The sequence below is a fragment of the Arthrobacter sp. B1I2 genome, from assembly GCF_030816485.1.
In the GTDB taxonomy this organism is placed as follows: Bacteria; Actinomycetota; Actinomycetes; order Actinomycetales; family Micrococcaceae; genus Arthrobacter.
Map to the genome: position 1 here is coordinate 885,384 of NZ_JAUSYC010000001.1, position 12,673 is coordinate 898,056.

Consider the following 12,673-nt stretch of genomic DNA (forward strand, 5'->3'; position numbering starts at 1 on the left):
AGCCGGACGGGATAGGCTCGAAAAGGCACGTCCGGTGCCAGCCCCCAAAGCGGAAGGACTCACGGTGACGTCGTTTAACAACACCGGCCCGAATCAGAAGAAGACGGCATTGGTGGTGGGGGCCAGCGGCATTGCCGGCTCCGCGATCGTCGAACACCTCCAGCAGCAAGGCGGCTGGGATATCCTCGCCCTGTCCCGCCGGCCCGTGCCAGGCCAGACAGCAAGGCACATTGCTGCAGACCTGTCCTCCCCGGAGAATCTTTCGGCGGCCCTGCACCCCGAACAGCCCACGCACGTGTTCTTCACCGCGTGGGCGCGGCAGGCCACCGAGCAGGAAAACATCGATGTGAACGCGGCGATGTTGCGCAACCTGCTGGCCGCGCTGGGGCACGCCCCGGTGGAGCATGTGGCCCTGATGACCGGACTGAAGCATTATCTGGGCCCCTTCGAGGCGTATGGTTCGGGCCCGATGCCGGACACTCCTTTCAGGGAAGAGGAGCCGCGACTTCCGGTGCCGAATTTCTATTACGCCCAGGAAGACGAGCTGTGGGCGGCAGCTGAACGCCAGGGATTCGGCTGGTCGGTGCACCGCTCCCACACCGTTGTTGGCCATGCCGTGGGCAACGCCATGAACATGGGACTGACCCTGGCCGTCCAGGCCTCCCTATGCCGGGAGGAGGACCGCCCGTTCGTGTTCCCGGGCTCGGAAACCCAGTGGAACGGGCTTACGGATATGACGGATGGCGGGCTTTTGGCTGAGCATATGGTGTGGGCAGCAACCACGGACGGGGCACGGAACGAGGCGTACAACGTGGTCAACGGAGATGTGTTCCGCTGGCGGGGCATGTGGCCGCGGATCGCCGCATACTTCGGGGTTGAACCGGAGGGTTTCCAGGGGGCGGCGCGCCCGCTGGAGGAGCAGATGCAGGGCGCCGCGCAGAGCTGGAAGGCCCTGGCCGACCGGCACGGACTGGTTGAACCTGATGTGAGCCGGCTTGCGTCCTGGTGGCATACGGACGCCGATCTGGGCCGGAACGTGGAGGTTCTGGCCGACATGGGCAAGAGCCGGGACCGGGGCTTCACCGGCTACCGCCGCACGGACGCGTCTTTCCTGCGGCTGTTCGACCGCTACCGTGACGAGAAAATCATCCCCTGACCGTCCCCCGTTTACCTTTGCCGGCCGGGTGCTGGACCGGGTTTTGGCCGGGTGCCGTGCCGCGGCGCAGCACCCTGGTGGGATGTGCAAAAGACGTTGCGCGACGATTCTTGACGCCGCGCTACGCCGCGTTGAGCGTTCGCGTCGTCGCGTGAACCAGTACGACACGAATGATTGTGGGGCCGCTGGGCGCTCCGTAATCTCGTCTCAGCATCCGCCCCAGCAAAGGATTCCCCATGGCAAACCCGCAGGACAAGCGTCCGCAGAACCAGCAAGGCTCCACCCGCATCGTCGCCGGCCAATCAGCAAAGCCCAGCCGCCCGCTTGGCCTGAAGATCGGCATCGCGGCAGCCCTACTGGCCCTCGTCGGCGGGGGTGCCGCCGTCGCCTCCGCCGTCAACAGCGGCAGCACAGCACCGGCAGCAGAGGTGGCCCCCGCAGGGAACCCTGCCGCCGAGCTGAAGCTCGGCTACTTCGGCAACGTCACCCACGCCCCTGCCTTGGTGGGGGTCAGCAAGGGCTTCATCGCCGGTGAACTCGGCAGCACCAAGCTCAGCACGCAGGTGTTCAACGCCGGGCCGGCAGCCATCGAAGCGCTGAACGCGGGCGCCATCGATGCCACGTACATCGGGCCGAACCCGGCCATCAACTCCTTTGTTAAGAGCCAGGGAGAATCAGTGAACATCATCGCCGGCGCTGCTGCCGGCGGCGCGCAGCTGGTGGTCAAGCCGGAGATCAACTCCGCTGCAGACCTGAAGGGCAAGACCCTCGCTTCGCCGCAGCTCGGCGGCACGCAGGACGTGGCTCTCCGCGCCTGGCTCGCTTCGCAGGGCTACAAGACCAACGTGGACGGCAGCGGTGACGTCGCCATCAACCCCACTGAAAATGCACAGACCCTCAAGCTGTTCCAGGACGGGAAGCTCGACGGCGCGTGGTTGCCAGAGCCGTGGGCCTCACGCCTGGTGCTGACCGCCGGCGCGAAGGTGCTGGTGGACGAAAAGGACCTGTGGGACGGCTCGCTGTCCGGCAAGCCGGGCGAGTTTCCCACCACCATTCTGATCGTCAACCAGAAGTTCGCTGCCGACCACCCGGACACCGTCAAGGCACTCCTGAAGGGCCACGTGAAGTCGGTTGAGTGGCTGAACGCGGCGCCGGCCGGTGAAAAGGCCACCACCATCAACGCCGCCCTGAAGGAAGCCGCCGGCGCGGAGCTCAAAGCCGACGTGATCGACCGGTCCCTGAAAAACATCGTGTTCACCGTGGACCCGCTGGCCGGAACCTACCAGAAACTCCTGGCCGACGGCGTGACCGCCGGCACCACCAAGCAGGCCGACATCAACGGCATCTTCGACCTGCGGGCGCTCAATAGCGTCTCCGGCGAGAAGACCTCGGCGGCCGGGCTGGGCAAGGAGTAGCCCACTAGCCCCATCGATTGCTCCGCACTTGTCGTTTTGAGCGGCGAGAACGACATGTGCGGAGCAATCGATGAAGCCCTTTTACACTCGGCGCCCTAAGTATCAGCCGGGCGGATAGTTGATATCGAAAAACTCGCCTTCCCCAGATATATGAAGTGCCCCACAGTGGTTACAGGACCTGCACCAACCGATAGCAGCCAGTACCCCGAAGGACTTCAACGTGGAAACTCCGCTCTCCCATCTTTCCCACCTCGAGATCACCAGCCCGGACGTCGAAGCCTCGGCACGGTTCTACGAGGAAAAGTTCGGCATGCGCATCATTGACCGGGTGGACGGCAACGTCTACCTGCGCTGCTGGGGCGACTACTACCGCTACAGCCTGGTCATCACGGAAGGACCGGAAGCCTCCCTGGGCCGGATGGCGTGGCGCACCAACTCCCAGTCAGCACTGGAAGCCGCCGCCCAGCGCGTCGAAGCGACCGGCGTACAGGGCGCCTGGACCGCCGGCGGCCACGGCTACGGCAAGGCCTACGAATTCACCGGCCCCTACGGGCACCACATGCGTCTCTTCTACGATGTGGAAAAGTTCGTGGCTGAGCCCGGGTTTGAATCCACCTACCCGGACCGGCCGGAGCGCCGCAGCAGCCACGCGGCCGCTCCCCGCTTCCTGGACCACGTCACGGTGGCGTCCTCGGATGTCCGCGGCTTCGCCAAGTGGTACAACGAGGCCTTGGGCTTCCGCGTCATGGCCTTTACTGAACTCGACGAAGCCCCCATCACGGTGTTCTCCGTCCTCACCACCAATGAGAAATCCCACGACCTTGGTGTTGTCCTGGACACCTCCAGCCGCGCAGGCCGCGTGAACCACATCGCCTTCTGGGTGGACACCCACGAGGACCTCCTCCGCACCGCGGATGTCCTCATGGAAAATGGCACCCCCATGGAGTACGGCCCGTCCATCCACGGCATCGGCGAACAGAACTTCCTTTACTTCCGTGAGCCTTCCGGCCTGCGCGTGGAGCTTAACTCGGGCGGCTACCGCAACTACGTTCCGGACTGGGAGGCCAACACCTGGAAGCCGTCCGAGGGCTCCAACAACTTCTACAAGAACGGCGCCATGCCGCACTCCATGACCGAGTCCTTCCCGCCGGCCGAAGGCTTCACGGCCACCGAGGAAGGCGCCTCCCCGGAAATGAAGGAAGCCCTCCTGAACCCGTACGCCAAGCAGGGCCGGGGCTAGAGACGCCATGACTGAAACCCACTATGCACTTATCCGGTTCCAGGAAGCCGGCGACGGCAAAGCCCGCGCAGGGCTGCTGGTGGACGACCGCGTCCTGCCGCTGGACGGGGACATCAACTCCCTGATCGAACACTGGGACACTACCGAAGGTCAGCTGGACAGCCTGGCCGCCTCAGTTGGCGAGGACACCGGGCTGGCGCTGGCCGACGTCGAAATCCTTGCTCCGGTGGAACCCGCGCAGGTGCTGCAGACTGGCGCAAACTACCGCAAGCACGTCATCGACCTGGCCGCGGCGCACCGTGAGCCCGGCGAGGACGAGGAGGAGGTGCGCGCCAGGACGGCGGCCATGATGGACAAGCGCGCCGGCCAGGGCACGCCGTACTTCTTCATCGGGCTCCCGACGGCGGTCGCGTCCGCAACGGACGACCTCACCCTGCCGTCCTACTCCAAGTCCCACGACTGGGAGCTGGAACTGGCGGCGGTGATCGGCAGGACGGCCTTCCGGGTCACCCCCGAGGAAGCCCTGGCTTACGTGTTTGGCTACACGATGGTCAATGACATCACCACGCGCGAGTACGTGTTCCGCAAGGACATGCCCGCCATCGGCTCGGACTGGTACCGTGCCAAGAACGCCCCCGGTTTCCTGCCCACGGGTCCGCTGCTGGTGCCCGCGAAGTTCTTCGGCGACCCGCAGGACGTGCAAGTGACGCTCAAGCTCAACGGCAAGGCCATGCAGGACGAGTCCACCTCGGACATGATCTTCGGCGTGGCCAAGCTGGTCAGCGAGGCCTCGCAGATCATGCCGCTGCGCCCCGGCGACCTGGTCCTCACCGGCAGTCCCGCCGGCAACGGTGCACACTGGGGCCGGCTCCTCCAGGACGGCGATGTCATGGAGGGAACCATCACCGGCCTGGGCACCCAGCTCATCCACTGCAAGGACGAAGCGCCAACCGAAGGCAGCCAGCCGTGACCACACAGGACACCATCAAGACCGGAACCGGGGATTCGGTTGATTCCCCGGTGATCCGGCGTGAAGACCCTCTTGCCAGCATCCGCGCCATGGCAGCAGCCCACAACAACTGGGGACGCTGGGGCGCGGACGACGTCCTGGGGACCCTGAACTTCATCGACGCCGCCAAACGCATCGAAGCGGCGGCCCTGGTAAAGACCGGCGAGGCCTTCTCGCTGTCCCAACCGTTCGACACCAACGGGCCGCAGAAGGGCTGGCGGCGGCGCACCAACCCGGTCCACACGATGACCGACACCGGCGTGGACGCCGAACGCGGCAACCAGGGCTTCCCCCACGGTATCGGTGGCGCGGACGACGTCATCGCCATGCCGCTGCAGTGCTCCACGCAGTGGGACGGCCTGGGGCACATCTTCGACCGCGGCAAGGCCTGGAACGGCCGGGCCGCCGGAGACGTGGTCACCTCCGAAGGCGACCTTGTGACCGGCATCCAGACCGCTGCTGCGAAGATCGTCACCCGCGGCGTGCTGCTCGACGTCGGACGTGCGCTCGGCCCCGAACTGGGACGGGACGACGGCGAGCTGCCGGACGGATTCGCGGTCACCCCCGAGCACCTCGAGCGGACGATTGAACTGCAGGGATCGAGCTCCACAGTGGGCCGCGGCGACATCGTCGTGGTCCGAACCGGACAGTACACGCGAACCCGCCGGGAAGGCTGGGGTGACTACGCAGGCGGCGCAGCGCCGGGGCTGTCCTTCACTGCTGCGCCCTGGCTGCACGCTTCCGAAATCGCCGGGATCGCCACGGACACCTGGGGCTTCGAAGTTCGACCGAACGAGTTCGACGAAGCCTTCCAGCCCCTCCACCAGATCGCCATCCCCAACCTCGGCCTGTTCCTCGGCGAAATGTGGGACCCGGACGCCCTGGCGGAAGCCTGCGCGGCAGACGGCCGGTACGACTTCCTGCTCACCGCCGCACCGCTCCCCATCACCGGCGCCGTGGGCTCACCGGTCAACCCCATCGCACTGCGGTAGCTTTCAGTACTTATGCAACAGAACCACCAGCCGTAACGCCGTCAATACAAAGGAGTCAGCGATGGCAGCAGTACAGAACGTCGGAATCGTGGGGGCGGGAGCCGCGGGACTGGCCGCCGCCATCCTCCTGGCCGACGCCGGAGTCCAGGTGGAAGTCCTCGAGAAGGCCGCCGAACCGCAGACCCTCGGATCCGGGATCACCCTGCAGGGGAACGCCCTGCGGGTACTCCGCCAGCTGGGCGTCTGGGAGCAGGTTGAGGCCAAGGGCTACGGGTTCAGCACCCTGGGCCTGCGCGCCCCGGACCCGGCCGGCACGGTCATCGCAGTCCTGGAGGATATCCGTACCGGCGGCGACGACCTCCCCGCCACCGTGGGCATGTACCGGCCGGATCTCACGGCCATCCTCCGCGAACGGGCTGAGCAGGCCGGCGCCCGCATCAGCTACGGCAAGACGGTCACCGGAATTAAGGACGACGGCCGGTCCGTCACCGTCGTCACGGCCGACGGCGGCAGCACTACCTACGACCTCCTGATCGGCGCCGACGGGCTGCACTCCGCCGTCCGCAAGGCCATCGGCATCGAGGTGGAACCCCGGTCCACCGGCATGGGCATCTGGCGGGCTTTCGTGGAGCGGCCCGAAGAGGTGGTCCGCACCGACCTGACCTACGGTGGTCCCTGCTTCATAGCCGGCTACTGCCCCACCGGCCCGGACACCATCTACGCCTACCTCGTGGAGAAGGCCCAGGAGCGCAGGCACGAGGACGGCCCCCGCATCATGGCCGAGCTCGCCGCGGCCTACGGCGGTCCGTGGAAGGAAATCCGCGCCAACCTGGATCACAGCGCCCGCATCAACTACACGTGGTTCACCACCCACCTGGTGGATGGTCTGTGGAACCGCGGCCGCACTGTCATCATCGGCGATGCGGCACACAGCTGCCCGCCCACGGTGGCGCAGGGCGCAGCCATGGCGCTGGAAGATGCCGCCGTCCTGGCAGAGCTGCTGATCCAAGCCGACGACGTTACCGAGACCCTGTTCAAGGAATTCACGGACCGGCGGCTGGACCGCGCCAAGGCCGTGGTCAACGCCTCCGTACAGCTGGGCCAGTGGATGCTCGACGGCGTCCGCGATGCCGACGTGCCGGGCCTGGTTAACTCACTGTCCACCATGCTGAAGGAACCCGCATGAGCACCCGCACTGACCAAACCCCCACCGTGGACGTCCACGCACACATCCTGCTTCCGGGCCTGCAGCAACTGGTTGCGGAAGCCGACCCTGAAGGTTTTGACGCCCAGCAGGCCCTGGAAGTGCGGCGACACGGCGCTGAGTCGATGGCCGCTTCGGGCAGGATGATCAAGGAGCGCTGGCCGCAGCTGACGGACCTGAACCGCCGGCTCGCGGACATGGATGCCCAGGGCGTGGACGTGCAGCTGGTGTCGCCGTCGCCGTCGCACTTCTACTACTTCGCAGGGGAAGAGCTGGCCCTGGAGGTAGCGAAGCAGGCGAACCAGGCCGTGCGGGAATTCGTGGACCGTGCGCCGTCGCGGCTCAACGGCCTGGGCCTGGTCCCGCTCCAGCATCCTGCCTTGATGGTGGAAGCCCTTGAACATGCCGTACTGGAGTGCGGACTGCTGGGCGTTGAAATCGGCTCGTTCGCCGCGACTCCCGGCGACGCGGAACGCAGCACCGTCGAGCTGTCCGATCCCCGCCTGGAACCCTTCTGGAGCCAGGCCGAGGAGCTGGGCGCCCTGGTGTTCCTGCATCCGTTCGGCTGTTCCCTGGATGAGCGGCTGGACCGCTTCTACCTGGCCAACACCGTCTCCCAGCCCGCCGAGAATGCTGTGGCCTTGTCCCACCTGATCTTCAGCGGAGTCCTGGACCGGCACCCGGAACTTAAGGTGCTGGCCGCCCATGGCGGAGGCTACCTTCCCACCACCCTTGGCCGCTCCGACCGCGCCTGGAAGGTCCGCCCGGACGCACACGGCTGTACCAACCCGCCGTCGTCGTACCTGAAGAAGCTGTACTTTGATTCGCTGGTCCACAGCCCCGCGGAACTGCGGGCGCTCGTGGCCGCCGCCGGCCCGGAACAGGTACTGCTCGGCTCGGACTACCCGTTCGACATGGGATCCGACCGCCCCGTGGACGAGGTTGTCCAGGCACGGCTTTCCGGCGGGGACGAAGCCAGGGTTCTGGCCGTCAACGCTGCCGCCCTTGGCATCACGCCAGCTTCCACCCTCGCTGCCCCGCGCACAGCATAAGGAGATTTTCATGGTCAAGATTGCCCGTTGGAATTACGACGGCGGGACGCAGTCCGGCTTCGTAGCGGACGGCGCCTGCTTCGCACTGCCCGCAGGCGGCACCGTGCAGGCGCTGCTGGAGGCCGGTCTGGAGGACACGCTGGATCTTGCCCGGCAGACCATCGGCACCGCTCCCCGCATCCCGCTGGCGGACGTCCAGCTCCTTGCCCCGCTGGCGCCTGCCACCATTCGGGACTTCGTGGCCTTCGAGGAGCACGTCGAAGGGATGCGCATAAGCATCGACGGCGTGGCCGGCGTCATGCCCGAATGGTACGAGGCACCCACCTTCTACTTCACCAACCCCCACACGGTGACCGGCACCGGCGAGGTGATCGGGATTCCGGCGGGCTGCACGGACCTGGACTTCGAAACCGAAGTGGCAGCCGTCGTCGGACGCGTTCCCGGGAGCGACGGCCGGAACCTGACCGCGGCGGAGGCGCACCGTCACATCTTCGGGTACACAGTCCTCAACGACTGGTCCGCCAGGGACCTGCAGCGCCGCGAGATGAAGGTCAGCCTGGGGCCGTGCAAAGGGAAGGATTTTTCCAACACGCTGGGGCCCTGGATTGTCACCGCGGACGAGTTCGAGGACCGGCACGACGCCGAAGGGTTCCTGCCCATCTCCATGTCCGTTGAGGTCAACGGCGAGCAGATCGGCCAGGACCTGCTCTCCAACATGGGCTGGCCCTTCGCCGAGCTCGTGGCCTACGCCTCGCAGGACTCCGTGGTGCGGCCGGGCGACGTGCTCGGTTCGGGCACCTGCGGCAGCGGCTGCCTCGCCGAGCTCTGGGGCCGCAACGGCGCGAAGACTCCCCCGCCGCTGAAGACCGGCGACGTGGTCCGCATGACTGTGGAAGGAATCGGCAGCATCGAGAACACCGTGGGCGCCCGGCGCGAGGCTGTGACCCGGGTTCCCGCCAGGACCCGGCCACGAAACCGGATTGCCGCTGCAGCTCCTTCCAGTGTGGAGCGCGTCGGGTTCAGCGAAGCTCGCAGCTAGGACAGCGGAAACGGTTCAGCCTCGGTCCGGTGCGGTGCCTTCCGCCGGTGCGGCAGCGTCGGCGGCCAAAGCCTTACGCCGACGGTAGATCTGGATTCCAATTGCTGTGGGGATAACAGCCAGAGCAGTGATCCGCATCCAGGGCCGGTCCAGGACATGACCGGTAAGGGCATCCAGGGAGTAGGGCCCGGAGCCGCCGATAGTGAACGCCGCTGCTGCCAGGCCCAGCACCGCGGGGTACTCGAGACCGCCCTCTTGGGCGAAGAAACCGTTCGGGGCATGGACGCTGGCCGCCACGCCCATGGTGGTTGCAGCAGCCGCGCCGGCGGCAGGAGTAGCGAGCCCCAGGGCCAGGGCAAGCCCGGCTCCTGCCTCACCCACGCCAGCAAGGACCGCACTTGGTTTCGCGGGGCGGAAGCCCATGGCGTGCATCCCCTTGCTGGTGCCCTCAACGCCTCCGCCGCCGAACCAGCCAAAGAGTTTTTGGGATCCATGCGCGAAGAGCACGCCTCCGAGGCCGACCCGGAACAGGGTCTGCGCCGCGGCCGCCGCGCCAGGGCTGGTGGTCAGATGGCTCATAGCAGTCCTCCTTGTGTTGTGGGCGGCCTCCGCCGTCCCGCCGTGGGCACGATCTTACGTCTGCGGGGCCGACCGGTCACGGGGAGGGAAGTACCTAGGCGGCGTCCCCTGCACTAATGGCTACCGGGTGGGCGGTGACCGGGTAGAGCTCATGCAACCGCGCGCAGGAGCGCTGGACCACCGAGCGCAGCCAGACGCTGGCGGGATCCTCCGTCTGGGAGGGGTGCCAGTACATGGCCTCCACCAGGGACGCTTCCATTCCCTCGGAGAACTCCAGCACCGCGATGTCCGCGCCCCGCTGCGCCCGGGCCGCCAACATCCGCGGGACCAGGGCCAGGAGGTCCGTCCCTTCCACCAGGAGCGGCAGGGACAGGAACCCGGCCACCACGGCTGCGACGCGGCGCTGGATTCCTGCCGCCTCGAACAGCTTGTCTGCCGGGGTGCTGATTCCCTCACCGAAATAGCCGACGGCGTGGGGCACCGTGGCCAGGTCCGCGAACGTCAGGTGCGGCTGCTGGAGCAGCGGGTTTCCAGCGTCAGCTATGGCCACAAAGCTGTCACGGAACACCTGCTTGCTGGCCCCCTGCATCTGGTATCCCATAGGCCCGACGAGCATGTCGATCTTTAAGTAGTCCGCCAGCCGGCCCTGGATACCGGTCCCGGCCGTGGGAATGACGTCCACGGACACCCTGGGTGCTTCTTTCCCCAGGATTCCCCGCAAAGGCCCAACGATCAGCGCGGCGGCATAGTCCGAGGCCGCAATGACGAATTCCCTCTCGCTCGTGGCCGGATCAAAGCCGGACCGCACACGGGTGGCCCGCTGGATGTGGAGCATCGCTTCATCAACCAGCGGGACCAGGGACTGCGCAAAAGGTGTGAGGTCGTAGGTGCGGCCATTCCGGACCAGGAGTTCGTCGTCGAAATGGCGCCGCAGCCTGGCCATGGCCGCGCTGGTGGCGGGCTGGCTGAGCTGCAGCCGCTCAGCCGCCCGCGAGACGTTGCGCAGCTCCAGCAGGACCTGGAGTTGGGGCAACAGGTTGAGGTCCAGGTTCTTCACGCTCATAGAGTATCCGCGATCAGTTCCCCGGCAGCACGGCAAAGACCATTCCGGTGGGACCTACCGACTATTCCTGCACCGGAAGGATGTTGTCCTTTTTGTCTCCCAAGGCTGTCCAGCGCTGGCGGAGGGAGTAGGCGGCCGGTTTGGGCCGGCGGTCGCGGGTGAAGACTCCCTTTTTGTTTCCGTCGACCCGGCGGACCCCGTCGGAGGTCTGGAAATCGGCGAAGTTCCACACGTGCTCGCCCACCATGGCGTCTATGCGGTCGAAGACGCGCTGGTACATGGCAAGGAAGGACGCCTGGTATTCCTCGCTCCAGGGCTGTTCATAGATGGAGTGCAGGCCGGTCATGGTGTCGGCCCCGAATTCAGTCATGATCATGGGTTTGCCGTAGGCGGCTTCCCAGGTGCGAAGCTCGGCTTCCAGGAGGACCTCCGCGGTCTCCAGGTCCCCGGTGTTGGTGTACCAGCCCTGGTAGCGGTTAAGCATGATGACATCAAAGAGGTCTCCCAGCTTTTCCTTGCCAATGGGGTCAAAGATCAAATTGACGTAGCCAACAGGCCGGCTTGGATCCAGTTGGCGGGTGAGTTTTGCCAGCGGTTCGTAGTACTCGCGGGCGCCATCCTCCGACGCGTTTGGCTCGTTGGCGATGGACCAAAGGACCACCGAAGGGTGGTTCTTGTCCCGGTTGACGAGTTCAATGATGGCTTGGCGGTGGTTCTTGGCAGTCTTGGCGTCCACTGCCCCTTCTTCATAGGTCTTCTGGGGCAGACCGCCGAAAGCAGCAGCAAATCCGTGATTCAGGCCAACGGCGGCCGTTTCGTCAACGACCACGATGCCGTGCCGGTCGGCGTATTCCAGGAACTCCTCGGCATAGGGGTAGTGGGACGTCCGGAAGGAGTTCGCCCCTGTCCATTTCAGGAGTTCAAGGTCGTTGACCATCTGGGCGTTGCTGTGGCCCTTTCCGATGGTGACGTGGTCCTCGTGCATTCCAAAGCCCGTGAAGTAGAACGGCTTTCCGTTGATCAGGAACTCGGCACCGCTGACCTCCACGGTGCGGATGCCTACGGGCAGGCTGTAGGTATCCAGCAGCCGCTCACCGTCACGTACTTCGGCCGTGAGGTTGTAGAGGTAGCCGGCCCCGGGTTGCCAAAGGACGACGTCGTCGACCGTGAGGGTGCCGTCAGTTCCGTCACGCCGGGATACTTCGGCGCCTGAAGCATCCTGGAGCGTGACGGTGACAGTTTCAGTGCCGGACCCGCCACGCACGGCGACGCTGAAGTCGACGCTGCCGGTGTGGCCTTCAAACCCTGTAACAACCGTGATGTCATCGACTGTCACGGCGGGTGTGCTGTAAAGCCAGAGGCTGCGGTGCAGGCCGGCATAGTTGTAGAAGTCGTGGAAGTAGGTCTGCGTCCTGCGGCCGTCCGCCCCCACCGTGATCTTTCCGGGGGGAATGGTCGCCTGGGTCAGTTCGTTGTTGACCGCGACGGTGAGCCGGAAAGGCCGGCCGGCGGTGACGTGGTCGGTGATGTCCGCGCTGAAGGGTGCGTAGCCGCCAACGTGCTCGGCGACGAGCACATCATCCACCCAGACCATGCCCTCGTGGGTGGCGGAATCCAGACGGAGGTGGATGCGTTCCCCCGCCCAGCCACGGGGTACGCGCACCTCGCGCTGATACCAGACGTAACCCACGTGGTCACGGATGGCCTTGTCCGGGAATACGTCGTTATAGCTGCCAGGGACCCCCATCTCCAGCTGCGTTTCCAACGGTGCTTTGAACCACTCCTCGTTGTGTCCGGTGCGCCCGGTATCCACCTTGAACCGGTACAGGCCGTCCAGGTTGACCAGTTCGCGGGTTTCATTGCCTTGGGGTTTCAACATGTTCTTGTCCTTTGTCATGTAGTGGGGCACCGAAGGGCTCCCGTC

At 65.9% G+C, this 12,673-nt stretch carries 11 protein-coding genes; 8 read left to right on the plus strand and 3 right to left on the minus strand.

All coding sequences use genetic code 11. The features are described 5' to 3' along the window. Positions 1 to 64 precede the first annotated feature (64 nt). The 8 genes from QFZ57_RS04170 to QFZ57_RS04205 all read left to right on the plus strand — a co-directional run bounded on the left by QFZ57_RS04170 (position 65) and on the right by QFZ57_RS04205 (position 9,107). On the plus strand, positions 65 to 1,156 hold the full coding sequence (locus tag QFZ57_RS04170) for an SDR family oxidoreductase (RefSeq protein ID WP_306901529.1): 1,092 nt from the start codon (positions 65 to 67) through the stop codon (positions 1,154 to 1,156). Positions 1,157 to 1,392: 236 nt separating this feature from the next. Further along, complete coding sequence (locus QFZ57_RS04175) at positions 1,393 to 2,571, plus strand: ABC transporter substrate-binding protein (RefSeq protein WP_306898198.1); 1,179 nt, start codon at positions 1,393 to 1,395, stop codon at positions 2,569 to 2,571. 220 nt (positions 2,572 to 2,791) lie between these two features. Continuing rightward, on the plus strand, positions 2,792 to 3,811 hold the full coding sequence (locus tag QFZ57_RS04180; RefSeq protein ID WP_306629197.1) for a VOC family protein: 1,020 nt from the start codon (positions 2,792 to 2,794) through the stop codon (positions 3,809 to 3,811). A gap of 7 nt (positions 3,812 to 3,818) precedes the next feature. Continuing rightward, complete coding sequence (locus QFZ57_RS04185) at positions 3,819 to 4,781, plus strand: fumarylacetoacetate hydrolase family protein (protein ID WP_306629198.1); 963 nt, start codon at positions 3,819 to 3,821, stop codon at positions 4,779 to 4,781. Further along, positions 4,778 to 5,812: a cyclase family protein gene (locus QFZ57_RS04190; RefSeq protein ID WP_306898201.1), complete on the plus strand. Its 1,035-nt coding sequence runs from the start codon at positions 4,778 to 4,780 to the stop codon at positions 5,810 to 5,812. Before QFZ57_RS04185 ends, QFZ57_RS04190 begins: the two co-directional genes overlap by 4 nt. Positions 5,813 to 5,873: 61 nt before the next feature. Next, on the plus strand, positions 5,874 to 6,998 hold the full coding sequence (locus tag QFZ57_RS04195) for an FAD-dependent monooxygenase (protein ID WP_306898202.1): 1,125 nt from the start codon (positions 5,874 to 5,876) through the stop codon (positions 6,996 to 6,998). Continuing rightward, complete coding sequence (locus QFZ57_RS04200) at positions 6,995 to 8,068, plus strand: amidohydrolase family protein (RefSeq protein ID WP_306898204.1); 1,074 nt, start codon at positions 6,995 to 6,997, stop codon at positions 8,066 to 8,068. Before QFZ57_RS04195 ends, QFZ57_RS04200 begins: the two co-directional genes overlap by 4 nt. Before the next feature lie 10 nt (positions 8,069 to 8,078). Continuing rightward, entirely contained in the window at positions 8,079 to 9,107 is a 1,029-nt protein-coding gene (locus QFZ57_RS04205) for a fumarylacetoacetate hydrolase family protein (protein ID WP_306898205.1), read from the plus strand. Between the two features lie 15 nt (positions 9,108 to 9,122). Here the strand turns inward: QFZ57_RS04205 and QFZ57_RS04210 are convergent, their stop codons facing one another. The 3 genes from QFZ57_RS04210 to uidA all read right to left on the minus strand — a co-directional run bounded on the left by QFZ57_RS04210 (position 9,123) and on the right by uidA (position 12,628). Beyond that, a complete protein-coding gene (locus QFZ57_RS04210; protein ID WP_306629203.1) occupies positions 9,123 to 9,686 on the minus strand; it encodes a DoxX family protein in 564 nt (187 codons plus the stop codon). Between the two features lie 94 nt (positions 9,687 to 9,780). Continuing rightward, positions 9,781 to 10,743: a LysR family transcriptional regulator gene (locus QFZ57_RS04215; protein WP_373461295.1), complete on the minus strand. Its 963-nt coding sequence runs from the start codon at positions 10,741 to 10,743 to the stop codon at positions 9,781 to 9,783. A 67-nt stretch (positions 10,744 to 10,810) separates the two neighbouring features. Further along, positions 10,811 to 12,628, minus strand: a complete 1,818-nt coding sequence (uidA, locus tag QFZ57_RS04220; protein ID WP_306898210.1) for a beta-glucuronidase — start codon at positions 12,626 to 12,628, stop codon at positions 10,811 to 10,813. Positions 12,629 to 12,673: the final 45 nt, after the last annotated feature.